Here is a 26,915-nt window from a genome sequence, read left to right on the forward strand (position 1 = left end):
TTTTTTTGAAAATTTCTATTATATGAATAGCAACTAAAAAAGAGCCTCAAAGGGCCCATTTTAGTTTAAGAAAATCGGATTTGGAGCAGCCGGTACCGGAATTGCATCTGATACGTCATATTTGCCGATTTTGTTTGTTCTGGTTTCGGTAAAGGTCACTTCTGTGAAGCCAAACTCTTTTGCGGTTAAAAGAAGTCCCTCAATCATTAAAATATTGGCAATAGAATCCTCAACTTCTGAGTCCTTTGAGAAACGGATATATAAGTGCTTCTGTTTCTTCGTTACAGATTGGACAGTACCCGCTTGAATAAGCGGTGTTGTATCTTTTTGACTGCTCGATTCCATTTCATTAATCGCTTCTTTTACCGTATCAAATGTTTTTTCTGACGGAATGAGAAAGTTCCCTTGTTTATTTTTGTACAAGTAGTAAGCTCTTTTTGACTGTTTTGGAATCGAAATTTCCGTAAAAGTGCCATATGAGCCAATCCGAACCCCAGTCTCATTTTGATCCGATAAAAATTTGACTTTTTCATAAGGACTCCATTTTAAGGATTCTTTAAGCAATTTTTTTAACAGTGTATCATCTTTTACAGAAAATGCCGTAGCTGGCTGATGGACTCGTATACTTAATTCCTTCTGCTTTGGTTTTTCTTTTATTTCTACTTCATCTATGAAGGATGGAATTGTAATGGCATGATCCAAGATATCCAATTCACTACTTACAGTCAGCATGTCCTGGATCGTTTGGTATGCATTTGTTTTTTGAATGCTGACGGGTATAATTGCAGATGTATCGGCATCAGCAACTGCTACAGTGATGTAATTGTCTTGTTCCTTTTCAGGTACAACAAACGATGTATGATCCAGGGATGATGCAGCTTTTGGGCTGTCTTCTGTCTCAGTTTTCGTTACTGCGTTCTCTTGGGACGCTTCTTTTTGTTGAGGCTGTGCCTGATCAAAGAAATGAGGAGTAATAATGAAGGCGATATAAACCGCAATTGCAGCGGCACACGCGGGGCCAATCCACCTGACAGCGGGCTTATTTTTACGCTTTGCCATCGTCAGCCGCTTGTAAATATCCTGAGGCGAACGATGGTCTTTAACTGCCGGAAGTTGACTTAACAACTCCTTTATCTGTTCTTCGTTCCATTCTGACTTCATCATCCATTAGCTCCTCCCTCAAAAGCTCCATATGTTTCCGAAGTACTTTGAGCCCTCTGTGTTGGGTCGTTTTTACTTTGCTTTCCGAGAAGCGCAGAGCCTTGGCTGTTTCCTGTATTGAATATCCCTGAATAAACCGCAAGATAATCACAGCTCTTTGATCGATTGTACATTGATCAAGCGCAGCATAAATTTCCCGGACATTTTCATGTTGAACCGCAAGTTCGTCCGGCAGCAATTGCTGATCCCTGACATCCTGTGTATCCCAGTCAAATGTACCGAGTATACGCTGTCTGATTGTTTGCTGTTTACGGAACCAGTCTATCGCAACATGGCGTGCGATAGACAAAAGCCATGTTTTTTCACTGCTTCTTCCTTCAAACGTATGATAAGAATTTAATACCCGGATATAAACCTCTTGAAGAAGGTCTTCTGTCTGGTTTTTATCCTTTACCATATAAAATAAAAATTGGTACAAATCTTGATGATATGTATCATATAATAATTGAAAGGTTTCTTCCATTTGAAACCCCTCCGTTCACTTTTTTGTCGTATGAATAGCTTGAAAAGTTACATTACAACTATATTACGAGTAACTGGAATTTGGAAGGGAATTTATATTAACATATCCTTAAATTTTATTAATGTTGGCTATTAAAAAAACACCCGCTAAGTCAGCGGGTGTTTCTTATGGAACAAGATTCTTCGGCAAATTCAGACTCGATTTTACCGTTTTGTCGGAATATAAAAAGTAAATGTTGTTCCTTTATCTATTCGGCTGTGCACAGTAATTGATCCGTTGTGGGCTTCCACGATATTTTTAACGATAGCCAGCCCTAACCCGGTTCCTGCTCTGCCCCTTGTCCGCGCTTTATCTGCCTTATAAAACCGCTCAAAGATAAATGGCAGATCTTCTTCCGGTATGCCGGACCCGGAGTCTTTGATATCAATTTTCAATCCATCCTTCACAGAATGGACTGAAATGGAGACACTGCCGCCGGATGAAGTATGCCGCAACGCGTTATCGATCAAATTGGTAAATACCTGCTCCATCTTGTCTTCATCAAACATAAATTCCTCTTCTGTGAGGGAAATGTCATGATGTAAAGCAATATTTTTTTCTTTCGCAACACCGGAAAACTTCCGAATGATCTTTTCTAAAAACTCATTCACATTGATTTTTTCATAATGTAAGCCTGTATGGCCTGATTCCATTCGGGCTAAATCAAGCAAATCATTAACTAAACGGCCCATTCGGAGCGATTCGTCATAAATGATTTGGGCAATTTCTTTCCGGTCTTCTTCAGAGCTTGCAATGTCATCGACAATTGCTTCACTGTATCCCTGAAGCATGGAGATCGGTGTTCTCAGCTCATGACTGACATTTGCGATAAAATCTTCCCTCAGCTTATCAAGGCGGCGTTCTTCTGTCATGTCACGCAGTACGGCAACCGCTCCTCTGACGTGCGATTCCGCATAAAGCGGCGACATCAAAAGCACCCATGATCTGCCTTGCAGCGTCATCTCAATCATTTGTTCTTTTTCAGTGCTGACAGCGTTTTGAAACAGCTCTTTTGCTTCAGGCGGAAGGTTGTCGCCTTCTTTGATATTCATGTTCTGTTCATAATACCAAGCCTGAAGAAAACGTTCAGCCGGCGGGTTGGTCACAAGAATCGCACCGTCAATATTAATGGTAATAACCCCGTCAGCCATACTGCTCAAAATGTTAGAAAGCTGCTCTTTTTCTTGATTGAGCGCATTGATATGAAAGTTAAGCTGCCGGCCCATTTGATTAAAAGCGGTCGCCAGTTCACCGATTTCATCCTGAGTTAAAATCGGGATTTTTGTATCGAACTTGCCCTTCGCCAAATCCTGCGCGCCTTCTCTCATTTTTCGGAGAGGGTACGTGACCCTGCTTGATAAAAAGAATGCGAAAAATGTGGTCAGCACAATCGCAATTCCAGCGGCAAGAAAAATATAGCGGGTCGTATGTTTTGTTGTATCTTTAACGGCAAGCAAAGACTGGGATAAAAAGACCATGCCTTTCTTTCCGTCTTTTTCATACGGGACACCTACAATCAGGCGTTCATTATCCGTGTCTGTATCGCTCAGTCCCGTCCGTTTGCTTACTTTTTTATGGTCTTTGAGAGCTTTATTTAAGTCTTTGTCATGCTGTATTTGCTCAACCGTAATAGACGACAGGCGATTTTTATCATTCGGAGAATACCAGTGGTTCTTCTCATCCTGGATGATGGCAATGCTTGTTAAGTTATCAGCGAGTTCCCAAGTGATTGACCTTGCCAGTGCCTGGTCCTCGTGATTTTCTAGTATGACAGCAACTTTATTCGCAAGCTGTGTTAAATCATTCTCAGCTTCTTCCACATGGTAGTTTTCAATAAACTCCAGCAAAAGAACCGTTAAAATGAACAATACGATCAAGACGAGTGAAAGGATCGTAAACCACAGCTTGCCTACTACGCTTTTCCAAAATTTCATTCAGCGCCGACCTCAAATTTATAACCTACACCCCATACGGTGACAATTTTTTTCGCAGCCTCCGGAGAAACCTTGTTCAGCTTCTCTCTCAAGCGTTTGACGTGAGTGTCCACTGTCCGTAAATCACCAAAAAACTCATATTGCCACACTTCTTTCAGAAGCTTTTCCCGATCATACACCTTGTCAGGCGTTTTCGCTAAGAAATATAGAAGCTCATACTCTTTTGGCGTCAGGCTCACTTCTGTTCCATCAGCTGTTACGCGGTGAGCATCATGGTCTATTGACAGATGTGAAAACACGAGCACATTTTTCGTCGGTGTATTGGCATTGAAATAAGAGGTTTGGGATGCTCTTCTCAAAAGGGCCTTTACACGCAGCACGACTTCTCTCGGGCTGAACGGCTTAACAATATAATCATCTGTTCCCGCTTCAAACCCCTGCACCCGGTTTGCTTCTTCTCCTTTTGCGGTCAGCATAATAATGGGTGTCGCTTTTTTTTCACGAATTTGCCGGCACACTTCAATTCCATCAGTCCCCGGCATCATCAGATCAAGCAAAATTAAGTCATAATTGGCTTCAAGCCCTTTGGCAATGGCTTCATCACCATTTTCAGCTTCATCTATAGCATAATTTTCACGTTCAAGATACATTCTTAAAAGGCGGCGAATTCTGGCTTCGTCATCAACTACTAATATTTTTGTTTCGTTCGTTTGGTCCATGTTTTCCCCCTGCTTTCCTTCTGTTACTTTCATTTTATCAAATCGTGAGAAAGTTTGAGAACTGTGTCGCTTTCAAAGGACTATGCATAAGAATGAAGTCCGGCAAGCACAAGATTTACGAATATTAAATTAAACATAATAATAGCAAAACCGATTACGGCCAGCCATGCTGACTTCTCACCGTGCCAGCCTCTTGACAGTCTTAAGTGCAAGTAAGCGGCATAGAACAAAAACGTGATCAGCGCCCATACTTCCTTAGGGTCCCAGCCCCAAAATCTGGTCCACGCGAGCTGAGCCCAAATCATTGCAAAGATCAGCGCGCCGAGTGTAAAGATCGGAAATCCGATTGATACGGCCCTGTACCCAACCTCATCCACCAGATCAAGATTGACGTTTTTCACCAGCGGATGTAATAGAGCGCTGATTCTTTTTCTGATGATCAGACGGAGAGCCCCATACAACACAAGACCTGCTCCAAATGACCAAATGACAGTGTTCACTTTTCTGCCTGAGAAAAGCGCGGGAAGATCAACAAGCGGTTCCATTCTTCCTTCGGTCAAAAGCTCTCCCTGATGCGGACCGACAAGCGCGGGCATTTCGTACACCATCACGCTTTTTTCTTTACTTTTGTCCACCCAGTTAAACTCCGCTTCATAGCCTGCAAGACGAAATGCTGATGTGATTGCAATAAAGGCGACGGTTGTGACCAGGATAAACATAATCGCTTCAAGCCAGAAGGTCTTTTTGCTTGGCTTTGTCTGGTCTACATGCTTCAAAAGAAAGATGACACCAGCGACAAAGCTGATGGCAAGTATAGCTTGCCCAAGCGCGGCCGTTGTTACGTGAATATACAGCCAGTTGCTTTGGAGCGAAGGAATTAAAGGCGAGATATCTGTCGGAAACATGCTGGCGTAGGCAATCAGCAATAAAGCAATTGACAGCGTAAACAGGCCTAATGAAGGCAATCTATAGAGAAAATAAAGAATGATAAACGCCAAAACAAGCATCATGCCAAAAGCGGTGGTGAATTCAAACATATTGCTGACAGGCGCATGGCCGCTGGCAGCCCACCTTGTGATGAAATATCCTAGGTGGCAGAAAAAACCGACAATAGAAAGGGTGATTCCAATGTTGGCCCATCGGTTTGGCCTGCCCTTTTTATCTTTATTCCCGCGTATGGCTCCGCCGAAGATTGGGACAGCGATTAAATACACAAGAAAGGCCGCATAAAGAAAATTTCCGCTCAGCTCTGCCATGACATCACTCCCTTTTCGCCTATTTCTGTGTTTTGATTAATTCTTTTTGGTCCACCGGTTCAGTCAGTCCGGAATCAGCCAATATAAATGCTAAATCCTTCTTCAGGCCAAACCAGTTTTTATTGGTATGCCCTGCTACCATAACTGCACCGTCCTGTGAGTGCAGCCAAATTCTTCGATGCTGCCAGTACATACCTTGAATGACACCGATCATAAAAATGGCTCCGCCGACAGCAAGCACCCAGAGTGTCAGATCCTTTCTGACTGTAAGTCCAGTAATGTTTTTCGTTTCGACATGGTCAAATTTCAGCTTGTATTTATTATTGCCTGATCCTTCGATGGTTTCTTGGATGGCGACAAAGCTCTTTTCGCCTTTCGGTTTGTCCGGCGTTATGATATTAAAGACAAAAGCCGGATTGTTAGGGATCTTTGTTTTTGTGCTCGGCTCTCCGTCCTGATTAAAATAGAAGTCAGGCAGGTAGCTGGCGATTTCCACCTTGTAACCGTTACCAAGATCATAGACTGAATCTGGATCCAGAAGGTTGATCTTCAGGCTCCCAAAGGATTTTTTTGTTTTTTTATCAATCAGCTGGAACACCATTTGGTCAAGCTGATTCTCTTTGTAATCCACCTGGTAAACGGAAAAAGAATCAAAACGCAGCGGCTGATTGACACGGATGTCTTCTTCTGTTACTTTTTCCAGCTTCGGCTTCTCGCCATAAACAATTTTTCCTTCTCTCTTGTAGAGTACGGCATCGGTTTGAAAGTTCTTTGCCACTCTACCGTCCCCGACTCTGTCAATGGCATCTGCAAATACCTTTTTTTCCGTTTTGCTGTTATAGGTCTCTACGCTGAATTGATTGTTTTTCAAATAATATTTTCCGTCTGTACCCGGAATTGCTGCGGTTTCGCCTTCTCTGACCCAAAGCGTCTCATCGACGTACATGCCAGGCACAAATCTCAGCATCGCACCAATCAGAAAGATGATCAATCCAATATGGTTGACATACGGGCCCCAGCGGGAAAAGCGTCCTTTTTCAGCAAGAATGCTGCCCTCTTTTTCTCTGATTCTATAATGTTTTTTCTTTAATAGAGAAACTATCTTTTCTTTCGATTCCCCGTTCAGTACAGTAACTGTTTCACTGAACAAGCGCTGCCTTCTTAAAAAGGCCGGGCTCCTTCTGACACCTTGGTTTTTTAACGCTCTATACAACGGAATGACCCGATCAAGGCTGCAAATCACGAGTGAAATGCCGATCGAGGCAATGAGCAGCAAATACCACCAAGAACCATATAAATGATGAAACCCGAGCAAATAATAAAGCTGGCCGAACGTGCCATACTGCTCCTTGTAATAAGTATCAGCCTGTGCGCCCGGAGGCAGATAGGCTTCCTGGGGAAAAATGGTGCCGAACGCTGATGCGGCAAGGGTTATGACGATAAGCCATATTCCCACCTTAACCGAGGAAAAGAAATTCCAAATTTTGTCGATAATCGTTTTGTTATAGGTTTGCGAACGTCTTGCGCTTCCGTCATATCTCATATCAGCGAGCGGAGGTTGAGTTTCCTGAAGAGCTCTTCCGCACGATTCGCATAAAACGGTTCCAACCGGGTTTATATGTCCGCATTCACATTTGACTTGCTTCATCCCGAAGTCTCTCCAGGTTTTATGAGATTCATATATTCGTGTATCATGCTTTCTGTCATAGTGCCGGTCACCACCTTGACAACTTTTCCTTCCGGATTGATCAAAAAGGTTGTCGGAAGCGGAGATACGTCATAGGCATCAAGCACTTGGCGATCTGTATCCAGAACAACCGGGAAATTGACTCCGTAGGATTTCATAAAATTATGTACTGCTATCTTTGACTCCCCAACATTTACAGCGACAATTTCAACACCTTGGCTTTTAAAATGCTTATATTGGTTTGCCATATAAGGAAACTCTTTTTTGCACGGTTCACACCATGTACCCCAGAAATTCAAAAAAACACCTTTCCCTTTTAAGTCACTGAGCTCGATACGTTTCCCATTCGTATCCTCTAGGACAAAATTCGGTGCGTCGGACCCTTCGGATATACTCTCTTTGCCGGCAAATACAGCGTTGTAAATGGTATAGCCGAGTGCGCAGATTAAAACGAGAAGGATGCCGGTCCGAATGAATAAACGCCTTTTTTTCTTCATTGTCCACTGCCCCCTTCCCCCTATTGCAGATCCATTCAATTATATCATTGCACGTTCATTTCACATTTCTTACTTTTTGAAGGTTATGTGAAATTTAGAAAGCGTTTTTACCGTGATCCGCCAGTGCTCTGAGCCTTTTTACTTCGTGAGGCGTAAGCTCTCTGGCATCGCCCGTGTGCAGGCCTCGCAGGTTTAAAAACGCGTATTCCTCACGCTTCAGCTTGATTACCTCATGTCCGATCGCTTCAAACATGCGGCGCACCTGTCTGTTGCGTCCCTCATGGATCGTCAGCTGAATAATGCTTGTCTGCTTTTTCTTATCCAAAGACAGCAGCTTCGCTTTAGCAGGCGCTGTTTTGCCTTCCTCCAGCCTAATTCCGCGCTCCAGCTTTCTGAGCAGCTCTTTAGGCGGGATTCCTTTCACCTTCGCCACGTATGTTTTGTCTATTTCATACTTAGGATGCATTAGCTTATTGGCGAATTCGCCGTCATTGGTTAAAAGCAAAAGACCGCTCGTATCATAGTCCAGACGCCCAATCGGATAAATGCGCTGCGGAATATTTTTAAAAAAGTCCGTCACCACTTTGCGTCCTTTATCATCTTGCGCTGCGGAAATAACGCCTCTTGGTTTATATAAGAGAAAGTAAACCGGCTCTTCGCGTTCAACCTTTAACCCGTTTACATCAATCTGATCAGAACCGGTGACCTTAACACCTAGCTCTGTTACTACTTTGCCATTCACCTTTACTTTTCCTTCTTTAATCAGCTCTTCTGCCTTTCTGCGCGACGCAACTCCGGCATGAGCAATCACTTTTTGCAGTCTTTCCATGTCTTTCACCTCAAGTATTATCTTACTTTTTTCAACCTTAACAAACAAGCTTTTTCAAATTCCTATGCCAAATCTAAAAAAAACGCCGTTTTCAGGCGCTCCCAAATAATAACGTAACGATGATGATAGATGCAACTACGCCGATTAAATCTGCAAGAAGTCCCACCTTTAATGCATCACCCATTTTTTTAATGCCGACTGCTCCGAAATACACAGTCAGTACGTAAAGCGTTGTATCTGTAGATCCCTGCATGACGGAAGCCAGCCTGCCGATAAAGGAATCGGGCCCGTATACTGCAATTAAATCGGTCGTCATTCCGAGAGCGGCCGTACCGGAGATCGGGCGGATCAGAGCAAGCGGCACTACTTCAGCAGGGATGCCGATAGCGGAGAAAGCCGGTTTTAAAAGATCCATTATAAAATCAAGCGCGCCTGATGATCTGAAAACAGTTATAGCGACAAGCATTCCGACTAAATAGGGGATAATGGAAAAGGCGATTTCTATCCCCTCTTTTCCGCCTTCGACAAACGATTCATATGTCGGAACCTTTTTGATCGTTCCATAAAGAAGAATTCCGGCAATAATGATTGGAATCATGGCTAAAGACAGCCAGTTGATGATTTCCATCCGCTCACCTTCCCTTCTTTTTGCGGCGGTAATAAAAATACCGATCGATGATAATGGCACCGATTCCGGAAATAAGCGTTGCCAAAATGCTTGGCCCGACGATATCTGTCGGCGTTTTGGAGGAATAAGCCATTCGGACAGCGATCACCGTTGTCGGGATGAGTGTGATGCAGGACGTATTAACAGCTAAAAAAGTAATCATCGACCGGCTTGCTTCCGATCGGTTTCCATTCAGCTTTTTCATTTGTTCCATTGCTTTAATGCCAAGCGGAGTTGCTGCATTTCCGAGGCCGAAGAAATTCGCCATAAGATTAGATAAAATATAGCCCATCGCCGGGTGATCCGGCGGTATATCAGGGAACAGCTTAGATATAAAAGGCCTGCACATCCGGCTGAAAATATCCAAAAGCCCTGACTGCTCGGCGATTTTCATTAAACCAAGCCAGAAAACAAGCACGCTCATCAATCCAAATGAGATCGTAATCGCTTCTTTCGCACCCTTAAACACGGCTTCATTTACATCTTGCAGTGTTCCGTTGCACATCGCAAAAACGAGTCCGATCACTGTTAAACTGACCCAAATTATATTGACCATTTTGCTCCGCCTGCCGCATTCAGAAAGATTGATTTAAACGTTTCAAAAAATTGTTTCTTCGGTTTTTGATGCCGCTCATTTTCATAATAGATCGGCACTTTTGCGATGGTTTCATCGTTGAACATGATCTCCATGTGCCCTACGATATCAGGGATTTTCGAGGCATCTTTTTCCCATGCTTTTTTCGGCTTGAGCAGTGTGGTATTAATTTTCACATCTTCTTTTTCCTCTTCGGTCAGCAAATAGGTGATATCACGTTTGATAAAAGCCTTCGATTCATAAAATGTGCCTTTCAGCTTTGGAATATCTCCTTTTTTTGCAATTAAATAGGTTTGATAATGCTCAAACACATAGTTAAACATCTTCATATGGTCATCCCAATCATTAGGGTCATTAATGGTGACGGCTATCAGATCAGTGCCGTCCTTTGAAGCCGTAGAGACCAGAGTCCGTTTTGCAAGTTTTGTATAGCCTGTTTTTCCTCCTGTGCTGTACGGATAAAGCATGGTCAGCAGTTTATTTTTGTTTTTCCATACGCTTTCCATCGTTTCCGCTTTGTATATTTTTGTGCCTGAAATCTTTTGATAGTCTTTCAGCTTCATAGCATACTTAGTTAAAATGGCCATGTCATAGGCTGTTGAATAATGATTTTCATGGTCGTCCAATCCGTGCGGGTTTTGAAAACGGGTGTTCTTCATACCAAGCTGCTCGGCTTTTTGATTCATCATATAAACAAACCCATCGAGGCTCCCACCGACATGCTCAGCAATCGCGACAGCGGCGTCGTTTCCTGATCTTAGCATCAGGCCATACACAAGATCTTTCAGCTTTACTTTTTGACCTTCTGTTAAATAAATGGCGGAGCCTTCTGTTCTGACAGCATTTGCCGAAACCGTCACCGTTTGATCCATTTTGCCGGATTCGATGGCGAGGACGGCGGTCATAATTTTTGTGATGCTCGCGATCCGCCTTTTTTGATGCTCATCCTTGGCATATAACACTCTGCCTGACGCACCGTCAATAATGATCGCGCTTTTTGCACTGACATCTATAGCAGCATGTGCTGTATTCACATTTACAGTTGCAATAAGAAAAGAAATCATGATCACGAATACTGCTTTTTTGAAAATGCGCATGTTTGCTCACGTCCTTGTGGTGGTTTGTACAAGTTTATGCGCATGTCCATCAGTTATGAATAACAATTATATTTCTGGAAGCAAACATAAAAAAACTCTCCCTGAAAAAGGGAGAGTAAACGTTATCTGATTGGCGCCATGCTTGATCCGGACGCTTCGTAATGAGCCAGCTCTTCCCTCATCTTCAGAAAGGCCGCGCTCAACGGCAATAATAATTGCTCAAGCGACGCAGGAACAGCATGATAAAACTCAATTGCGCTGACCCCGGTATAAGACGCCCGGCTATTTTCACACCACGTGTCTTTTTTCGGCATAAAGAACTCTTCAATGCATTGGTGATACACATTATAAAGTGTTTTTTCCGCTCTGGCTTCCTGAAAAGGCTCCTGCATCAGGAGACGGCGGCACGCTTCTGCGCCTCCTTCACAAAATACTGCCATTCTTCTCAGAGTGCTCAGCACATCACAGCAGTATCCTTTTTCAATAGGCAATTCAGCCTGTAAGGACTCAAGCGTCGTTTGATTTAGGTAATCGTTCACGGTATTGACAACCATTGATAAGAATTCGCCTGTTTTTTGAGTCTGCGCTCGCACAATCGAATGTCCCATTTCGTTTGGTATCTTCCCCTCATGTCTTTGTCTCTCACATTTTGCTTCTTTCATGATAGCTTCTTCCTTATATCTTATGATGATGAAAAAGCGCGATTCATTAAACTTCTATTTTATATCTTCGAAGGTTTGGTTAAAGTTTTCAAAAAATAAATCTGCTTCTTCTTGAAGAACGTCTTCTTCCGCATTTTCAGGCAGCGGCGGAAGCTCGTCCAGCGTTTTCAGACCGAATTGTTCAAGAAAAGTCGGCGTAGTACCGTATAAAATGGCCCGCCCCGGACCATCGGCACGCCCTACCTCACACAATAGCGCCTTCGCGACAAGACTGTGTAAAATCCGCTCTGATTTTACTCCTCTGATTTCTTCAATTTCTGCTCTCGTAATTGGCTGTTTGTATGAAACAATGGCCAGTACTTCTAAAGATGCTTGAGAAAGGCCCTTTGACGGCACTTCAATCAGTTTTTTCAAGTAAGGCGCAAAGTCTTTTTTGGTAGAGAGCATGTACGTATCTGCATACTCAATAAGTTCAATCCCTCGTGTATCTCCGCGGTATTCGTCCGCCACATCCGCCATGATAGTGTTCAGTTCAGGCTCTTCGATTTCAAGCACTGTTAACAGCTGCTTTTTTGTAAGCCCTTCATCGCCTGCCGCATAAAGAAGGGCTTCCACAATAGCTTTCCAATTCACGATATCAAGCCCCATGAATGGATTCACTCCCCGTAATGTAAATATCTGAAAAATTGTGCTCCTGTTCAATGAGGACCAGCTGATTTTTCATCAGCTCAAGAACAGCTAGAAAGGTCACTACTAAATGTTCTTTTTGCTCATATGGAAACAGATCCATAAAGTTAATTCTCGTTCCTCTAGATTTCAAGCTGTGCACGATTTCGTTCATTCTGGCTTCGATTGGTATGTCCTGTCTTGTAATTGTTGTTTCCATCGGCCTGTTTATTTTTTTGCGTTTCAGCACTTTTTGAAAAGCTCCGATCATATCATAGACCGTGACAGAGAGCTTTTGCTCAGACTGTTTTACTTCTTTTGCATATTCACTCAAATCACTCGGCGGTTTCGTGAACGATTTTTGTCTTTCTTCTTCCCGTTCTTTTAAATCCTTCGCCGCATCTTTATATTTTCGGTACTCAATCAGCTTTTCAATCAGTTCCTCCCGCGGATCTTCTTCTTCAAGTAATTCATCTTCAAAAAGCTCCTCCTCTTGCTTCGGGAGCAGCATTCTGCTTTTAATGCTGAGCAGCGTGGCAGCCATAACCAAATACTCGCTGGCAATGTCGAGCTCAAGCACGCGCATCGTATGTACATATAATAAATATTGTTCAGTGATCTTCGCCACAGGTATATCATATATGTCAATTTCAAGACGATTGATTAAATGAAGCAGCAGGTCCAATGGGCCCTCAAACGTATCAATTTTCACTTGATATTCTTCCATCATCTCACCATTTTCAAGTATCACTCTCATTGCCGGAAAAACTGGCTACCCTATAGTATAAGCCACCAAAAAGCTCTCGTCCAATACTATTTCATTTCCTGTTTTGAACAAGTTTGTACAGAATATTCAAAACACGAGAGGTGTTTGCTCGGAGCGCTGAAGCGGGAGAAAAAGCCTTAGCTTCTGGTTTTCCTTTCTAAGAAGCAATAGAGGCCGAGCGTTCTTTTTTCCTTTTATCCCTTCTATGGTACACTAAAAGCACATTAAAGGAGGAAGCACCTTGTATCCGAAAGCTTATATAGATTATCTCGTTGAGTTTCACGCGACACGGGATTATTTTGAATGCCATGAAATATTAGAAGAATATTGGAAGGAAGATCCGCCAAAGAAACGAAAACGCTATTGGGTCGGCTTTATTCAGCTTGCAGTTGCTTTATATCATCACAGAAGGCAGAATACAGCCGGGGCAAAAAGACTGATGGCGAACAGCATCCGGATTCTTCAAGCAGAACACCGGGCAGTCGAAGACTTAGGGCTCGATCATGGCCGTTTGCTCGAACTTATGCAATCGGTTTACGAACAAATCGAAACCGGCTCTGCCTATAAAAGCATTATGCTGCCAATCAAAGATGAGAAACTGGAGGAAGCATGCAGGATCGAATGCAGAAAAAAAAAGTATACATGGGGGCAGCCCAGTGCACTCAGGAACATATTTCTGATCGACAAACACCGTTTGCGGGATCGGACTGACGTCATCCGTGAACGTGAAAGAGAAATAGAACGCAGAAAAAAAAGCAGAGGCTGATGACAGCCTCTGCTTAATTATTGTATGAAATGTCTTGATCCTGCTGACCTTGACAACGTTCGAAAAAGCTCTGCGTTAATTCATTTGGAACCAGTACTTGCGTTTTGAATAAATGCTTTAAAGCATCCATCATCTGTTTTCCGATTCCTTGATGGCGATGAGAAGGATTCACACTGATATGCCGGATCTCAACCTCAGAATCCTTTTTTTCGACTCCGATTGCTCCGACGATATCCTCGTCCTCTTTCCAAAGAAAGAGCTGGCGGTCTGTATCCGTTTCGTAGTCCTTAATTGTCTGCTGAAGCTGCTTAAGGTCTTTTTCATTCGGCATAAACGAAAGAAGCCCCATCGCAATCTTTTCAAACGATTTTTTATAACGAATTAACATAAAAACCCCTCTATATCCAAAATGTCCAGTCTGCTATTAACGGATACGAATAGGTGATCCGTTTTCTCACATTATATCATTTTCGCCATATTTTTAAACTGTTTTCAGCAAATTATTCAAATGAGCGGTTTAAATTTGCCATTTCAATGGCAGAAACAGCACAATCTACACCTTTGTTGCCCGCTTTTGTGCCGGCACGCTCGATAGCCTGTTCGATGTTTTCAGTTGTTACAATTCCAAAGATGACAGGTACACCAGTAGTGTTTGCTGCTTGCGCGATGCCTTTTGCAGCTTCATTGCAGACATAATCGTAATGTGTCGTTGCGCCTCTGATGACAGTGCCCAATGTGATAATAGCATCATATTTTTTTGTTTCCGCCATTTTTTTCGCAGCAAACGGTATTTCAAATGCGCCTGGAACCCAAGCCACATCAATGTCATTTGTGTCTACGCCATGTCTGAGCAGCGCATCTTCTGCTCCGCTCAGCAGCTTGCTCGTAATAAAATCATTAAATCTTCCTACTACGATTCCGATTTTAAGACCTGTACCAACTAAATTTCCTTGTATGATATTCATATGATTCCCATCCTTTTTTGTGATATTTGTGATTAGAAATGAAGTAAATGACCTAGCTTGTTCATTTTGGTTTGCAAATATTTTTTATTGTGTTCTTTCGCCTCCATTTGAAGCGGCACTCTTTCTGAAATACTGAGTCCGTAGCCTTCAAGGCCTGCGATTTTTCGCGGATTATTCGTCAAAAGCTTCATATTCCGGACACCGAGGTCGCGTAAAATTTGTGCTCCGATGCCATAGTTGCGAAGATCCGGCAAGAATCCAAGCGCCTCATTGGCTTCTACGGTGTCATAACCTTGTTCCTGAAGCTTATAAGCTTTTAATTTATTGATTAAACCGATGCCTCGTCCTTCTTGGCGCAAGTACAGAAGCACTCCACGGCCTTCTGCGGCAATTTGGTTCAGCGCCGCGTGCAGCTGCGGTCCGCAGTCACAGCGATGAGACCCAAACACGTCACCTGTGAGACATTCTGAATGCACCCGGACCAATACCGGTTCTTCTCCGAACGGCACCTCTCCCATCACAAATGCGACATGCTCTTTTCCATCTACCTCATTTGTGTATCCATAAACCTTAAATGTCCCAAAATCAGTAGGCAGCGTAATGTCAACTTCACGCTCGACAAGTGTTGTCAGATTGTAACGGTATTGAATCAAATCCTTAATGGTGATCATTTTTAATTGATGCTTTTTCGCAATTTCAATGAGCTCAGGCACTCTCGCCATCGTTCCGTCTTCATTCATAATTTCACAAATGACGCCGGCTCCTGGAGATCCGCAAGCTTCAGCAAGATCAACAGCAGCTTCTGTATGGCCCGCTCTTTTCAGGACACCTCCTTTTTTCGCAATCAGCGGAAAAATGTGCCCCGGACGCTGAAAATCAGATGGCACGGATTTGCTGTCCAGCAATGCTTGAACGGTAAAAGATCTTTCTTGAGCGCTGATACCTGTTTTCGTTTCACGATGGTCTATGCTTACGGTAAATGCAGTGTGGTGAGAATCTGTATTATGCTCAACCATAGGGTGAAGATCAAGCCTGTCTGCGATTTCCTCACTGAGCGGCGTGCAGATCAGTCCTCTCCCATGAGTCGCCATAAAGTTAATGACTTCCGGCGTTGCATGCTCGGCAAGAGCCACAAAGTCTCCTTCATTTTCTCTGTCTTCATCATCTACAACGATGATGACTTCGCCTTTTTTTAAAGCGTCCAGTGCTTCTTCTATCGGATGAAACATGCAAATCTTCCTCTCTAAAAGCCGTTTTCGCTTAAGAAGGCTTTTGTAATGGTTTGTTGGGTCTTATTTTCATTGGCTTTATGCAAAAATCGATACATATATTTTCCGATCATATCGCATTCGATATTCACTTTAGAGCCGATCGTTTTTTCTGAAAAAATCGTTTCGCTGATCGTATGCGGTATTAAGGAGATCGTCACTGTGTCTTCTGTCAGGCCGAATATGGTTAAGCTCACGCCATCCACAGTAATTGATCCCTTTAAAACCAATGTTTTTGTTAATGACGGGTCCATTTTTAAATCATAGTAAACTGCGTTGCTTTTCTCTTCAATTCGTGTGATTTCCGCAGTTCCGTCGACATGGCCTGAGACGAAATGGCCTCCGAAACGGCCGTTTGCCGCCATCGCTCTTTCCAGATTTACTTTGCTTCCTTTTGTTAAATCATTCAGTGACGTAGCTTTGACTGTTTCAGGCATAACATCCACTGTGAATTGATTTTTTGTAAAATCAGTGACAGTCAGACAAATGCCGTTCACTGCAATGCTGTCGCCAAGATGAACATCCTCTAAAATCTTTGAGCATTTAATTGTTAAGGCCATTGAATGCCCTGCTTTTTTCATGGATTCGATTGTGCCTGTTTCTTCGATAATTCCTGTAAACATGGTCACCATCCTATTCCTTTGTCGGTTTTGCCGTCAGTTTGATATCACGGCCGATTTGGGTTATATCAGTGAATTGTAATAAGGGGACATCTTTCATTGATTGAAAACCTTCACCGGAGATTAAGCTGGGAGCATGCGTTCCTCCGATTAGTTTAGGGGCAAAATAGAAGATGATTTCTTGAAAACAGCCTTCTTTGACAAAGCTTCCGTGAACAGCTGAACCGCCTTCCACATACACCGACATGATGCCTTCTTCCGCTAGGATCTTCAAAACATCAGGAATTTGAATGCGCTCGGTTTCAAGTGTAAATATGTTCACTCCGAAAGCTGAAAGCCGTTTTTTCTTTTCCTCTTCTGCGCGTGCCGTCGTAAAAATCCATGTCGGCGCTATTTGATCGCAAATCACTTTAGCGTCCTCAGGAATCGAGAGTACGGTATCAAGTATGACCCGAACCGGCTGTTTTGTTACATTCGGCAGTCTGCAGGTTAAGCTCGGATTGTCGGCTTTCACTGTGCCAACTCCGACTAAAATGCTTTGGTGTGTTTTCCTGTATTGCTGAGCATCCAGTCTTGCAGCCTCTGACGTGATCCATTTGCTGTCACCCGTGCTGGTAGCTATCTTGCCGTCAAGGCTGGCAGCCGCTTTTAGCGTGACGTACGGAAGGCCTGTCCTCATAAAGTGCAGAAATTTTTCATTCAGCCTCTCCGCCTGGTCTGCCAGGATGCCTTCCCTTACCTCAATGCCGGCTTCTTTCATCATGCTGATCCCTCTTCCAGCCACAAGCGGATTAGGATCTCTCATCGCCACGAACACTCTTTTGATGCCAGAGTTGATAATCAATTCTGCACATGGCGGTGTTTTTCCGTAATGGCTGCACGGTTCGAGTGTAACGTAAATGTCGGCACCCTCTGCATGTGCTCCAGCCATATGGATGGCATGAACTTCTGCATGAGCTTCACCATATTTTAAATGGGCGCCCATTCCGACAATTTGTCCGTCCTTTACGACAACAGCGCCGACGAGCGGATTGGATTCGGTCTGTCCTTCGCCCTGCTTCGCAAGATCTAAGGCCAGCTTCATATAATACTCTTCCATTTGTTTCCCTCCCCTCTTTTGTTATTTACCGTCAAAAAAGCCCCGAATTTATAAAAAATTCGGGGCTTTAGGTATTTTACGCAATAGGAAATAACACTATGCATTTTTGAACCATTTGCATAGCGGTTCATCATCCTTCTCCCATCCAGACTTTCACTGTCGGCTTCAGCTTAAACTGAATCCACCGCGTGCTTATGCACACGGGTCACGGGCTCTAAAGCAAATGTGCTTTACTACCGCCGGTCGGGATTTCCACCCTGCCCCGAAGGATACAATCTTTATTCATTTGTCCTTATTGGCTATTATAGCGATCCTTTTTAAAGTACGCAATGAAATAAACTTACAATTTGAGAAAAACAAAACATCACCCTTCGATCCGAAAGGTGATGTTTTTTAATCATTCACTTTTGCAACCTTGATTAATCCGTCGATCCGCTTTGATTTGCTGAAGTATGCCTTAATCTTGTCACCTTCTTTTATATCAGATAAATCCTGATTTAATTTTTTTCCGTTGAAGATGATTTTCGTTCCGTTTTCTGCTACTCCATGATACTCTGAGCCCTCAATTCTCGTCACTTTATATTCCTGGATGGTGTATTCCTCTTCTTCCGAGGACAAGGTTTGTCCAATTGCTGTCGGAACATCCTTCAGCTCAACATCATTTATGTACATATAACCGCCTGCAAGTAAAAGCAAAAGCACTAACAGAATGGTAATCTTGGTTTTTATTCTTCCCATTTCTAAACCTCCAGCCAATATGAATCTATTCATTCATATGAGTTATTCCTTTTTTTCATGAATAAAAAACCGTAAATTCTCGTAAATTATTAATATAACGATGCATAACGGGAATATGTTTCACATTTCTGCAAAAATTTCTTTTCTATAGATATACGAATTTATGTTCTGTTTTTAGGGGATGACCGTAAAAAAGATATAAAAAAAGCAGCCCCAATGGGAAACTGCTTGATCCTAATTTGTTTTGCGCATTTCGTTAAACGGGTAGAAAACAAACTTTGACGTACCCGCAATTTGTTTTTTCGTGAAGAGGCCAAGACCGTTACGGCTGTCCATTGAATTCCGACGATTGTCGCCCATCACAAAATACTTGTTATCAGGCACTTTAACCGGGCCGAAATCATCGGTCAAATGGTCAAAACCGTCCTGTTTCGCTCTCTTTTTATTAGCCGCCAAATAAGGTTCGTCCACCTTTTTCCCGTTGATATAGAGCTGGTCATTTTTCATCTCAACCGTATCGCCGGGAAGGCCGATAATACGTTTGACATAGTGAACATCATCTCCGTTTAACACGACGATGTCTCCTCTATCAAACTCGCCGATGTATTTGACTGTCATATTGACAAAGACCCTTTCACGGTTGTGAAGTGTAGGATACATAGAGTCACCATCAACGACATACGGCGCAAAAATAAAGTTGCGGATGAGCAAAGCGAGAACGACAGCAATCACAATTGCTTTTGCCCATTCTAATATTGATTTTTTCTTCGAAACATTTTCTGATTTCAACTGATTTCCTCCAATAAACAACGGTCTTCAATTTATGTTATCACGAATCGAAAAAAAATCCCATTAGGACCATTGAAGTGATTTTACAAACTGTTAATCTTCATCTTCTACCCACATCATGCCTATTTTTTTCTTGTCGACCATAACTAGGCCTGAAAATATTGAAAGAAATGAATCGCATAATTCAGAAGCAATGGACTCAGAAGAAAGAGAGTTCTCATATGCAAAATCTTTAGATCGTATATAAAGCATGAGGTTACGGGCAGTTTGTTCATTTACTGCATTCCATTGATCTCCCAGTCCATGATACCCATGGCACTTGACAAAACAATTAACGTCATGAAGGTTACTGGAATGTTTGCGGCAACCTATTTCACAGGTGATACCGCACCCCGTTTTTTGCTTTCATAATATGTTTAAAATCATTCAAGCTCGAAAACATGGATCAGCCTCCAAAAAATAAATCCAATATATTCCCGGCAGTTGAAGACTCTTTATTATAAAACTCTGAATATCCGCAGTTCTTACAGTAAACCACTAGAAATCGGTTATGCTGCACGTCAAACAGCTTTGATAATCCCGTGCCGGTTGTGGCTATTTCTTTTTGTCCGGCTTCAGTACTGCCGCATTTTATACAGCCTTTGTTGTCCATATCGCGTTCTCCTTTTCATTACATCACGTTTGTTTGATTTATTTTACCACAAAATACCAATCCCGATGAACCGTACTACTTTAAAGTTTTCTTAATTTTGATCACCCGTTCTTTACATACTAATTGGATTCGTTTTTCAGCTTGGTAAATCTTCTGGAGAAACGGAAAAGCTCCATGACCAAAACATTTAAACCCAGCCAAACACCGCCGAAAGCGTAACCCGCAGCAACATCACTCGGATACTGCTCATTAACGTACACACGGCTCAGCCCGATGAGGAATAAAACGATAATAAACAAAAAAACGCAACAGTTTGCAGACACGCCTTGTGAGAATGACGAACAAAAAGATAAGCACAAAAACCAAAAATGACAAATGCCGTTAACGTCTGTTCGCTTGGGAATGGATATAATACATGACTTTCCAAAGGAGCATGAACAGGATGAAGGGAATGAAAGAGCCGTCTGATTCCCTCTTCATAAAGCTCTCCACCAATGACTAGGAAAAATAAGAAAGAGAGTTCGATTTTCCAACCTTGCCCTTTGAATACCATCCAAAGAAAAGTTAGAACAATAACGGCTAACAGAACACCTCTCGACGCAAAAGCTTTCTGAATTGCAGCTGGGCCCAGTCTATACCCGATCCAATACGACATGCTCACTCCCACACAGCTCCCCAATCCGGCCGCTAACATGCTTAGCACCCAGTTTAACTTTTCTTGAAACACGAGAACACCGGCAAACTCTCCCGGTCCAAGTAAAGCTAGAAGCTCTAACATCAAGACAATAAACAAGACGGCATATCCGTACTGTTCGAGCAAACCCGTCAAAACTTGCACGGATTCTCCTTAAACTTTTTTGTTCTTTTATCATTCCCAATCCACTTTTTGTATAATCAGCACAATTTTATCTTCAGTCGTCCAACAACATTGTCTATGGCGGGATCTTCTCTCATACATTCTTTTTTGACATAGGAGGAGCAATAGCATGAAATGGGAGGAAACAAAAGATACGCAGGGAGTTTGCCAAAATTTTGGGCAGTTCGTTCTGCCACCGAGTCAGGTGTTTGTTTGCCCACCTCATCCCTTGTCAATTCCCCATTTTTCCCGTTTGAGGTTCGAAATGGTAAAGTATTTCACTTAGTTTCTTACATGAAGAGGTAAATTCTTTGCTCACCGAACTAGGATAGCGGCGTATGGCGATTTCTACATTGCATAACCACTGGTTATTTAGTGAGCCGTGAGCAATGTATATGCACTTTGAGTCAGCACAGGATGATCCTATTACATTCGCCAGAAAAGCAGCTGCCGCATTCAGAGTAGTTAAAAGAATAGACAGATATCTGGGCTTCCGGAAGCTTTAAAGGAGGCTCTTTTTTCGAGCATTTTTATAAATCAATAAAAACAGGCATCTCCTAAATATTTTTGCCGATAAGTTTACGCTAATCAACTCTAGCACTAATACATATAAAAAATAGAATGATATGAAAGGAGACTTGATAGTATGATTGATTATCCTATTAATATAAACAACGTTTCCGGGAACAGTGTAATTAACGTAGGCGGCGCTTTTATGATCAGGCCTTTAACTTTGTCCAAATCTGTGTTTGGCTCCGGAGGTTTAAACACAGGAATTGTCTTTGAAAATAACTTTGTAAGCAAAGCTAAAATGATTAATCATCAATTTACTGATCAAAACGTCACCAAAACTTTTTAATGTATTTATTTGGGGATTGAGAAATCTCCTTCCTTAAAAACCCGGTTTACCAACCGCCATCAGCACTCGGCGGTTTTTTATTGAACATTTTTACCCAATAAAAAAGCTCCCTCTATATGAGGAAGCCTTTTACCTGCCAATTAGCCTTCTACGCGAACTTCTTTCATGACGTCGCCATTAGACATGTTTTTCGCGAATTCTAATCCGCTTGTTACTTTACCGAATACAGTGTGAACACCGTTCAAATGAGGCTGTGGCTCATGAACGATGAAAAATTGGCTGCCGCCAGTGTCTTTTCCGGCATGTGCCATAGAAAGTGCGCCCGCCTCATGTGTATGCGGGTTGCCTTCTGTTTCACATTTGATTGTGTATCCCGGACCGCCAGTACCAGTTCCGTGCGGGCATCCGCCTTGGCTGACGAAGCCAGGAATCACTCGGTGGAATGTAAGCCCGTCATAAAAGCCTTCGTTCGCAAGCTTTTCAAAGTTTGCAACAGTTCCAGGTGCAGCTTCAGGATAAAGTTCAAATTCAATTTTGTTCCCGTCTTCTAATAAAAAGTAACCTGTTTTCAATTGTATGCCTACTTTCTTTATTTTAATTTTCAAAGGAGATTATGTATGATAGGTTATAGCCTGTCTCTCCTTGTCGCGGCTATTATACCACACCTTTCGGGGGAAAACGAATCTCCCGGGCTTTACTAAAAAATAAAAATGAAACCTGAATCTCTTTATCTCCGTCTAACCTAACGGAACTGTATTTTTCATGATTCAGGTCCTCACAAAGCAGCACTATCCAGCTGCTTGTGAAATTGAAGGAGGTCAAACTGCTTTGAAGAAAATTTGGATTGGAATGCTGGCAGCGGCCGTTTTGCTGCTGACGGTTCCGAAGGTCAGTCTCGCGGATGCCGCAGTTGGAGATGTCATTGTAACACTGGGTGCTGATTTGTCAGAATCCGACAAACAAAAAGTGCTTGATGAAATGAATGTCCCTGATAATGCCACAACGGTAACCGTGACCAATAAGGAAGAACATGAATATTTAGGAAAATATATATCGAACGCGCAAATCGGATCGAGAGCGATTTCTTCATCGTCAATCACCATTGCCAAAAAAGGCTCCGGATTGAATGTTGAGACCCATAATATCAGCGGCATCACGGATGAAATGTACCTGAATGCACTAATGACAGCCGGTGTTAAAGATGCGAAGGTGTACGTTACAGCGCCGTTTGAAGTATCCGGGACTGCGGCTTTAACTGGATTGATTAAGGCGTATGAAGTTTCTTCAGACGAAGCGATCTCGGAGGATGTTAAGCAGGTCGCCAACCAAGAGCTTGTCACGACATCAGAGCTTGGAGACAAAATCGGTAACGAAAATGCGGCAGCCCTGATTGCAAAAATCAAAGAAGAGTTTGCTAAAAACGGGGTGCCTGATAATAAAGCTGACATCGAAAAACAAGTGGATGACGCAGCTTCTGATTTAAACGTCACACTTACTGACAGCCAAAAGAACCAGCTTGTCTCCCTATTCAATAAGATGAAAAACGCTGACATTGACTGGGGACAGGTCAGTGACCAGCTTGATAAAGCGAAAGATAAGATTACGAAATTCATAGAATCAGATGAAGGCAAAAACTTCATTCAGAAAGTCATTGATTTCTTCGTATCTATCTGGAATGCGATTGTATCTATATTCAAATAGGAAAAGCGCCGAAAAATCGGCGCTTTCTTTTTTTATTGCTTTACACCTGTTTTAAATGGCAGATCAAGTTTTACAATATCTTCGTATGTTTCTCGCTTCACGACTAAATGAGCCTCACCGTTTTCGACAAATACAACGGCGGGTCTCGGAATACGGTTATAATTGTTGGCCATGCTGTATCCATAAGCGCCTGTACAAAAAACGGCAAGAAGATCGCCTTCTTTTACTTCCGGCAGGTCAATATCCCAAATCAGCATATCTCCGCTTTCACAGCACTTTCCGGCAATTGATACCGTTTTGTCATGCGCTTCTCCGATCCTGTTGGCTGCCGCAGCTTCATATTTAGCTTGGTAAAGCGCAGGACGAATATTGTCGTTCATGCCTCCGTCTACAGCCACATATTGGCGGACACCCGGCACTTCTTTTTGAGAGCCAACCGTATAAAGAGTTGTGCCTGCGTCTCCCACGAGAGAACGGCCCGGTTCGATCCAAATTTCCGGAATGTCAAAACCGTAACGGGAAGCATTTTCTTTCACAGCTTCGATAATTTTTTCAACGTATTCAGTGGCATGAAGCGGTTCATCATCTTCCGTATAACGAATGCCGAAACCTCCTCCAAGATTCAGCACCTTGGATACAAATGAATATGAATCTCTCCATTCGTCTAGTTTTTTGAAGATTTTTTCCGCTGCTAACACAAAACCGGCCGTATCAAAGATTTGCGAGCCGATATGGCAATGGACACCCAGCAGCTGAATGTGTTCCGATTGTAATACTTGTTCAATGGCCCGTTCAGTTTGTCCGTTATGAAGATCGAAACCAAACTTTGAATCTTCCTGGCCCGTTGTAATGTAGTCATGCGTATGCGCTTCTACTCCGGGCGTGATCCGAAGAAGAACATCGATGGAGTGACCCGTTTCTTTACATAGGTCTTCAAGAAGCGCAATTTCATAGAAATTATCCACCACAATACAGCCGATGCGGTGCTCAAGCGCCATGCGCAGTTCTTCCCTGCTCTTATTGTTTCCATGAAAGTGGATGCGTTCTGCCGGAAAGCCTGCCGCAACAGCCGTATATAGCTCTCCTCCGGATACGACATCTAAAGAAAGTCCCTCTTCCTCAGCGAGCTGAATCATTGCGACTGATGAGAATGCTTTGCTCGCATATGCCACCTGTGCTTTCAGCCCTGCAGAAATAAACGCCTGTTTAAAGCTTTTAGCACGCTCACGTATTAAAGCCACATCATATACGTAAAGAGGTGTACCATATTTCTCCGCTAAATAGAGAGCATCCACACCTCCGATTTCTAAATGACCATGTTGATTTTGTCTGCTTGTGCCGTGTAAGAACAATGTCATTCCCTCTTTCTCCGCTTATGGATGAAAGGACAGTTTTATGGACTGTCCCTTCATAATTAAGACATACATTATCATACTCTTCAGTCAGTTTCAATGCGATTATGAATTGGTAGGCTGCCTTAAGCGATTTTTGGGGTGAACGATACTGGGTCTTACTTTTGCGCCAGGTTTCGCTGTGCGGACAAGAACCTGCCACAGCGCCTTTCCGTTAAAGGGAATCAGCGGCCATAAGTACGGTGTCTGAAGGGATTTGATGCTTGACATGGCAATAATTAGCACTGTAAATCCGATGACGAGCCCTTTTATATGAAATAAGGCAACGAGTATCATGAGGACAAGACGGCTCATTTTGTTTGCCAAGCTTAATTCATAACTAGGCGTCGTAAAGGTTCCAATCGCCGCAAGTGAGACGTACAGAATCACCTCAGGAGAAAAAAGGCCGACCTCAATCGCAATCTGCCCGATCAGAACAGCGGCAATTAAACCCATTGCTGTCGATAAAGCCGTCGGGGTGTGAATGGCAGCCATTCTGAGAAACTCGATTCCTAAGTCAGCTAAAAATATCTGCAGGATGATCGGAATATGCGTATCTTTATTTAAACCGATAAATTTCATGTTGTCCGGGAGCAGATCAGGCTGAAGCACAAAGAGAAACCAGATCGGAAGAAATAAAGTAGAAGCAAGAATACCGAAAAATCTTACCCATCTTAAAAAGGTCCCGACTGAAGGCGCCTGCCTATATTCTTCAGCATGCTGCACATGGTGAAATAAAGTCGTCGGGGTAATGATCACACTCGGCGATGTGTCCACTATAATGATAACATGGCCTTCTAGAACATGATTTGCGGCCACATCCGGTCTTTCTGTATAGCGCACGAGCGGAAAAGGATTATAGCTTTGATTAACAATGAATTCCTCGACAGTTTTGTCTGCCATTGTTAATCCATCGACATCAATGGATGCAATTTCTTTTTCTACGATCTCAACCAGATCCGGATCAGCTATATCTTCTATATAACAAATGCTTAAATCCGTCTTTGACCGCTCACCAACTTTCGTCATCTTGACTCGAAGGCGCTCGTCTCTGATCCGCCTTCTGAGAAGGGCCGTATTGACGACGATATTTTCAACAAATCCGTCTCTGGCTCCTCTGACTACCTTTTCCGTATCAGGTTCTTCCGGGTTTCTGCCCGGATAGCTTCTGACGTCAATTATAAATGCGAAACCTGCACCTTCAACAATGACGGCGACGAGCCCGGACAGCACTTGGTCGGTGGTTTCATCCAAGGTTTTTACTTTTTCGACCTGGGCGTTAAGCAGCCTGTTTTCGACGATGTCGACCAGCTCATCAGGGTCTTCTTTCCGATTGTTAATGGCAACAAGCTCTCTCATTAAATGAATAATATAGGCTGTATCACATAATCCATTTAGATAGTAAAGCTGGATCTCTTTGTCTAAAATCGTGAGCTTGCGAACACCTACATCATAGCTTGTCCCCATCCCGACACGGTTTTTGAAGTACTCTTCATTTTTAGCTGGATTCCGATAAACCCGAATTTTCTCTTCCTTGTGGTCCGGCATGATACCCGCTCCTTTCTAAAATAAACTCGACCGCTTTCATGGTGATTGGCGACCCTTTTGAGATATCGTCTTTTCTGCCCATTTTGCCGATATCCCCGATACCGACAATAAGCGGGAGATCAAGTTTATCAAGGCAGTAGACTGTATCTCCACTCATTCTGTGGTCATCAAATTCCCTTTCCCCGACTTTATCGACGCCGTATTCAGTTATTTCTCCATTGCGGTCAATGCTTACATCGACCCTGGTCCATTCAGCCTGATGTGTTTTTGACGCGACCGCAATCACACCGAGCACTTCAATAGACGGATGGGTTGCGACATAGGTCAGAGCGGCTTCTCCCGGACCCTCTCCTTGAAGGCCGGAGTCGTCAAACATGACAAATACAGGATCATACGGTGCTGAGGCGATCAGCTTGACAAGCTCGGCGCCGCTGCGGGTGGAAGGATTCCCTTTTGATTGTGAAATACATCGACCTCCCACTTTGCTTGCGGCGTATTCAATTGTTTTAGCGGCATAAACATCCCCGTCTGTTACCAGTATGACCTTGCGTTTTGTCGTCATGTC

30 protein-coding genes, 2 pseudogenes and 1 riboswitch are annotated in these 26,915 nt (G+C 43.0%); of the genes and pseudogenes, 4 read left to right on the forward strand and 28 right to left on the reverse strand.

Translation table 11 applies throughout. The features are described 5' to 3' along the window. Positions 1-60: 60 nt before the first annotated feature. The 14 genes from MKX71_RS11465 to scpA form a co-directional block, all read right to left on the reverse strand. Positions 61-1,164, reverse strand: a complete 1,104-nt coding sequence (locus tag MKX71_RS11465) for a sigma-X negative effector (RefSeq protein WP_326237200.1) — start codon at positions 1,162-1,164, stop codon at positions 61-63. Further along, a complete protein-coding gene (gene sigX, locus MKX71_RS11470; RefSeq protein ID WP_003230521.1) occupies positions 1,100-1,684 on the reverse strand; it encodes an RNA polymerase sigma factor SigX in 585 nt (194 codons plus the stop codon). The genes MKX71_RS11465 and sigX overlap by 65 nt, the downstream gene beginning before the upstream one ends. 203 nt (positions 1,685-1,887) lie before the next feature. Continuing rightward, positions 1,888-3,657, reverse strand: a complete 1,770-nt coding sequence (gene resE / locus MKX71_RS11475) for a sensor histidine kinase ResE (protein ID WP_017695908.1) — start codon at positions 3,655-3,657, stop codon at positions 1,888-1,890. After that, a complete protein-coding gene (gene resD / locus MKX71_RS11480; protein ID WP_003246107.1) occupies positions 3,654-4,376 on the reverse strand; it encodes a DNA-binding response regulator ResD in 723 nt (240 codons plus the stop codon). The genes resE and resD overlap by 4 nt, the downstream gene beginning before the upstream one ends. Positions 4,377-4,456: 80 nt before the next feature. Beyond that, positions 4,457-5,632, reverse strand: a complete 1,176-nt coding sequence (gene resC / locus MKX71_RS11485) for a cytochrome c biogenesis protein ResC (protein ID WP_004398799.1) — start codon at positions 5,630-5,632, stop codon at positions 4,457-4,459. Positions 5,633-5,651: 19 nt separating this feature from the next. Continuing rightward, entirely contained in the window at positions 5,652-7,280 is a 1,629-nt protein-coding gene (resB, locus tag MKX71_RS11490) for a cytochrome c biogenesis protein ResB (RefSeq protein ID WP_116316577.1), read from the reverse strand. Further along, positions 7,277-7,816 (reverse strand): thiol-disulfide oxidoreductase ResA, encoded by a 540-nt coding sequence (gene resA, locus MKX71_RS11495; RefSeq protein WP_014480156.1) that lies wholly within the window; start codon positions 7,814-7,816, stop codon positions 7,277-7,279. The genes resB and resA overlap by 4 nt, the downstream gene beginning before the upstream one ends. Positions 7,817-7,910: 94 nt before the next feature. Then, entirely contained in the window at positions 7,911-8,645 is a 735-nt protein-coding gene (rluB, locus tag MKX71_RS11500; protein WP_339231121.1) for a 23S rRNA pseudouridine(2605) synthase RluB, read from the reverse strand. Between the two features lie 91 nt (positions 8,646-8,736). Beyond that, entirely contained in the window at positions 8,737-9,273 is a 537-nt protein-coding gene (gene spmB / locus MKX71_RS11505) for a spore maturation protein SpmB (RefSeq protein ID WP_003230509.1), read from the reverse strand. Positions 9,274-9,277: 4 nt separating this feature from the next. Continuing rightward, positions 9,278-9,868 (reverse strand): spore maturation protein SpmA, encoded by a 591-nt coding sequence (spmA, locus tag MKX71_RS11510; RefSeq protein ID WP_004398980.1) that lies wholly within the window; start codon positions 9,866-9,868, stop codon positions 9,278-9,280. Continuing rightward, a complete protein-coding gene (dacB, locus tag MKX71_RS11515; RefSeq protein ID WP_069703888.1) occupies positions 9,856-11,004 on the reverse strand; it encodes a D-alanyl-D-alanine carboxypeptidase DacB in 1,149 nt (382 codons plus the stop codon). Before dacB ends, spmA begins: the two co-directional genes overlap by 13 nt. Positions 11,005-11,126: 122 nt before the next feature. Next, on the reverse strand, positions 11,127-11,666 hold the full coding sequence (locus MKX71_RS11520) for a YpuI family protein (protein ID WP_014477219.1): 540 nt from the start codon (positions 11,664-11,666) through the stop codon (positions 11,127-11,129). Positions 11,667-11,720: 54 nt separating this feature from the next. Continuing rightward, on the reverse strand, positions 11,721-12,314 hold the full coding sequence (gene scpB, locus MKX71_RS11525; RefSeq protein WP_003223904.1) for an SMC-Scp complex subunit ScpB: 594 nt from the start codon (positions 12,312-12,314) through the stop codon (positions 11,721-11,723). Continuing rightward, a complete protein-coding gene (gene scpA / locus MKX71_RS11530) occupies positions 12,304-13,059 on the reverse strand; it encodes a segregation/condensation protein A (RefSeq protein WP_003246108.1) in 756 nt (251 codons plus the stop codon). Before scpA ends, scpB begins: the two co-directional genes overlap by 11 nt. Before the next feature lie 280 nt (positions 13,060-13,339). Here scpA and MKX71_RS11535 point away from each other — a divergent pair, with 280 nt between their 5' ends. Beyond that, on the forward strand, positions 13,340-13,864 hold the full coding sequence (locus tag MKX71_RS11535; RefSeq protein ID WP_032722049.1) for a DUF309 domain-containing protein: 525 nt from the start codon (positions 13,340-13,342) through the stop codon (positions 13,862-13,864). Between the two features lie 13 nt (positions 13,865-13,877). On the opposite strand, the gene ribT is transcribed toward MKX71_RS11535, so the two are convergent. The 7 genes from ribT to lepB form a co-directional block, all read right to left on the reverse strand. Continuing rightward, a complete protein-coding gene (gene ribT / locus MKX71_RS11540; RefSeq protein ID WP_003223910.1) occupies positions 13,878-14,252 on the reverse strand; it encodes a GNAT family N-acetyltransferase RibT in 375 nt (124 codons plus the stop codon). 112 nt (positions 14,253-14,364) lie between these two features. After that, on the reverse strand, positions 14,365-14,829 hold the full coding sequence (ribH, locus tag MKX71_RS11545; RefSeq protein ID WP_003223915.1) for a 6,7-dimethyl-8-ribityllumazine synthase: 465 nt from the start codon (positions 14,827-14,829) through the stop codon (positions 14,365-14,367). 32 nt (positions 14,830-14,861) lie between these two features. Beyond that, on the reverse strand, positions 14,862-16,058 hold the full coding sequence (locus tag MKX71_RS11550; protein WP_003230496.1) for a bifunctional 3,4-dihydroxy-2-butanone-4-phosphate synthase/GTP cyclohydrolase II: 1,197 nt from the start codon (positions 16,056-16,058) through the stop codon (positions 14,862-14,864). 14 nt (positions 16,059-16,072) lie between these two features. Then, positions 16,073-16,720, reverse strand: coding sequence for a riboflavin synthase subunit alpha (gene ribE / locus MKX71_RS11555; protein ID WP_014480161.1), 648 nt, complete (start codon positions 16,718-16,720; stop codon positions 16,073-16,075). 10 nt (positions 16,721-16,730) lie between these two features. After that, positions 16,731-17,816 (reverse strand): bifunctional diaminohydroxyphosphoribosylaminopyrimidine deaminase/5-amino-6-(5-phosphoribosylamino)uracil reductase RibD, encoded by a 1,086-nt coding sequence (gene ribD, locus MKX71_RS11560; RefSeq protein ID WP_339231124.1) that lies wholly within the window; start codon positions 17,814-17,816, stop codon positions 16,731-16,733. Positions 17,817-17,945: 129 nt separating this feature from the next. Continuing rightward, positions 17,946-18,090, reverse strand: a riboswitch (FMN riboswitch). A gap of 119 nt (positions 18,091-18,209) precedes the next feature. Then, entirely contained in the window at positions 18,210-18,554 is a 345-nt protein-coding gene (locus MKX71_RS11565) for a hypothetical protein (protein ID WP_032722053.1), read from the reverse strand. Between the two features lie 234 nt (positions 18,555-18,788). Beyond that, a complete protein-coding gene (lepB, locus tag MKX71_RS11570; protein ID WP_003246166.1) occupies positions 18,789-19,343 on the reverse strand; it encodes a signal peptidase I in 555 nt (184 codons plus the stop codon). Between the two features lie 267 nt (positions 19,344-19,610). Here lepB and MKX71_RS11575 point away from each other — a divergent pair. Beyond that, positions 19,611-19,846 (forward strand): annotated as a pseudogene (locus MKX71_RS11575) (hypothetical protein). Here the strand turns inward: MKX71_RS11575 and MKX71_RS11580 are convergent. The 3 genes and pseudogenes from MKX71_RS11580 to MKX71_RS11590 form a co-directional block, all read right to left on the reverse strand. Next, positions 19,789-19,995, reverse strand: a complete 207-nt coding sequence (locus MKX71_RS11580; RefSeq protein WP_003230483.1) for a zinc ribbon domain-containing protein — start codon at positions 19,993-19,995, stop codon at positions 19,789-19,791. The pseudogene MKX71_RS11575 and the gene MKX71_RS11580 overlap by 58 nt on opposite strands. Before the next feature lie 119 nt (positions 19,996-20,114). Continuing rightward, positions 20,115-20,318 carry a phosphatase PAP2 family protein gene (locus MKX71_RS11585; RefSeq protein ID WP_247470530.1) on the reverse strand — a complete coding sequence of 68 codons (204 nt, stop codon included), beginning with the start codon at positions 20,316-20,318 and terminating at the stop codon, positions 20,115-20,117. 309 nt (positions 20,319-20,627) lie between these two features. Continuing rightward, positions 20,628-20,833 (reverse strand): annotated as a pseudogene (locus MKX71_RS11590) (hypothetical protein). Positions 20,834-21,497: 664 nt separating this feature from the next. Here MKX71_RS11590 and MKX71_RS11595 point away from each other — a divergent pair. Further along, positions 21,498-21,710 carry a spore germination protein gene (locus MKX71_RS11595; protein WP_003230479.1) on the forward strand — a complete coding sequence of 71 codons (213 nt, stop codon included), beginning with the start codon at positions 21,498-21,500 and terminating at the stop codon, positions 21,708-21,710. A 140-nt stretch (positions 21,711-21,850) separates the two neighbouring features. On the opposite strand, the gene MKX71_RS11600 is transcribed toward MKX71_RS11595, so the two are convergent. After that, entirely contained in the window at positions 21,851-22,282 is a 432-nt protein-coding gene (locus tag MKX71_RS11600) for a peptidylprolyl isomerase (protein WP_003223931.1), read from the reverse strand. Between the two features lie 256 nt (positions 22,283-22,538). Here MKX71_RS11600 and MKX71_RS11605 point away from each other — a divergent pair, with 256 nt between their 5' ends. Next, positions 22,539-23,411 carry a DUF1002 domain-containing protein gene (locus tag MKX71_RS11605; protein ID WP_014480169.1) on the forward strand — a complete coding sequence of 291 codons (873 nt, stop codon included), beginning with the start codon at positions 22,539-22,541 and terminating at the stop codon, positions 23,409-23,411. Between the two features lie 32 nt (positions 23,412-23,443). On the opposite strand, the gene lysA is transcribed toward MKX71_RS11605, so the two are convergent. From lysA to spoVAEA, 3 genes are all read right to left on the reverse strand, one after another. Then, positions 23,444-24,763 (reverse strand): diaminopimelate decarboxylase, encoded by a 1,320-nt coding sequence (lysA, locus tag MKX71_RS11610; RefSeq protein WP_004398851.1) that lies wholly within the window; start codon positions 24,761-24,763, stop codon positions 23,444-23,446. 105 nt (positions 24,764-24,868) lie between these two features. Then, positions 24,869-26,350, reverse strand: coding sequence for a spore germination protein SpoVAF (gene spoVAF / locus MKX71_RS11615; RefSeq protein WP_134156413.1), 1,482 nt, complete (start codon positions 26,348-26,350; stop codon positions 24,869-24,871). Continuing rightward, a complete protein-coding gene (gene spoVAEA, locus MKX71_RS11620) occupies positions 26,301-26,912 on the reverse strand; it encodes a stage V sporulation protein SpoVABEA (protein ID WP_003230469.1) in 612 nt (203 codons plus the stop codon). Before spoVAEA ends, spoVAF begins: the two co-directional genes overlap by 50 nt. Positions 26,913-26,915: the final 3 nt, after the last annotated feature.

It is taken from the genome of Bacillus sp. FSL M8-0071 (assembly GCF_037975455.1).
Lineage (GTDB): Bacteria > Bacillota > Bacilli > Bacillales > Bacillaceae > Bacillus > Bacillus subtilis.

Coding starts and splice junctions, on each gene's coding strand:
- resC (WP_004398799.1), bottom strand. CDS start 5,632: ATGGCAGAGCTGAGCGGAAATTTTCTTTATGCGGCCTTTCTTGTGTAT.
- ribH (WP_003223915.1), bottom strand. CDS start 14,829: ATGAATATCATACAAGGAAATTTAGTTGGTACAGGTCTTAAAATCGGA.
- resA (WP_014480156.1), bottom strand. CDS start 7,816: ATGAAGAAAAAAAGGCGTTTATTCATTCGGACCGGCATCCTTCTCGTT.
- MKX71_RS11550 (WP_003230496.1), bottom strand. CDS start 16,058: ATGTTTCATCCGATAGAAGAAGCACTGGACGCTTTAAAAAAAGGCGAA.
- MKX71_RS11580 (WP_003230483.1), bottom strand. CDS start 19,995: ATGGACAACAAAGGCTGTATAAAATGCGGCAGTACTGAAGCCGGACAA.
- ribD (WP_339231124.1), bottom strand. CDS start 17,816: ATGGAAGAGTATTATATGAAGCTGGCCTTAGATCTTGCGAAGCAGGGC.
- dacB (WP_069703888.1), bottom strand. CDS start 11,004: ATGCGCATTTTCAAAAAAGCAGTATTCGTGATCATGATTTCTTTTCTT.
- rluB (WP_339231121.1), bottom strand. CDS start 8,645: ATGGAAAGACTGCAAAAAGTGATTGCTCATGCCGGAGTTGCGTCGCGC.
- MKX71_RS11565 (WP_032722053.1), bottom strand. CDS start 18,554: ATGGGAAGAATAAAAACCAAGATTACCATTCTGTTAGTGCTTTTGCTT.
- resB (WP_116316577.1), bottom strand. CDS start 7,280: ATGAAGCAAGTCAAATGTGAATGCGGACATATAAACCCGGTTGGAACC.
- ribT (WP_003223910.1), bottom strand. CDS start 14,252: ATGTTAATTCGTTATAAAAAATCGTTTGAAAAGATTGCGATGGGGCTT.
- resE (WP_017695908.1), bottom strand. CDS start 3,657: ATGAAATTTTGGAAAAGCGTAGTAGGCAAGCTGTGGTTTACGATCCTT.
- resD (WP_003246107.1), bottom strand. CDS start 4,376: ATGGACCAAACGAACGAAACAAAAATATTAGTAGTTGATGACGAAGCC.
- MKX71_RS11595 (WP_003230479.1), top strand. CDS start 21,498: ATGATTGATTATCCTATTAATATAAACAACGTTTCCGGGAACAGTGTA.
- spoVAF (WP_134156413.1), bottom strand. CDS start 26,350: ATGCCGGACCACAAGGAAGAGAAAATTCGGGTTTATCGGAATCCAGCT.
- scpB (WP_003223904.1), bottom strand. CDS start 12,314: ATGGGGCTTGATATCGTGAATTGGAAAGCTATTGTGGAAGCCCTTCTT.
- scpA (WP_003246108.1), bottom strand. CDS start 13,059: ATGGAAGAATATCAAGTGAAAATTGATACGTTTGAGGGCCCATTGGAC.
- MKX71_RS11465 (WP_326237200.1), bottom strand. CDS start 1,164: ATGATGAAGTCAGAATGGAACGAAGAACAGATAAAGGAGTTGTTAAGT.
- sigX (WP_003230521.1), bottom strand. CDS start 1,684: ATGGAAGAAACCTTTCAATTATTATATGATACATATCATCAAGATTTG.
- spoVAEA (WP_003230469.1), bottom strand. CDS start 26,912: ATGACGACAAAACGCAAGGTCATACTGGTAACAGACGGGGATGTTTAT.
- spmA (WP_004398980.1), bottom strand. CDS start 9,868: ATGGTCAATATAATTTGGGTCAGTTTAACAGTGATCGGACTCGTTTTT.
- MKX71_RS11520 (WP_014477219.1), bottom strand. CDS start 11,666: ATGAAAGAAGCAAAATGTGAGAGACAAAGACATGAGGGGAAGATACCA.
- ribE (WP_014480161.1), bottom strand. CDS start 16,720: ATGTTTACAGGAATTATCGAAGAAACAGGCACAATCGAATCCATGAAA.
- spmB (WP_003230509.1), bottom strand. CDS start 9,273: ATGGAAATCATCAACTGGCTGTCTTTAGCCATGATTCCAATCATTATT.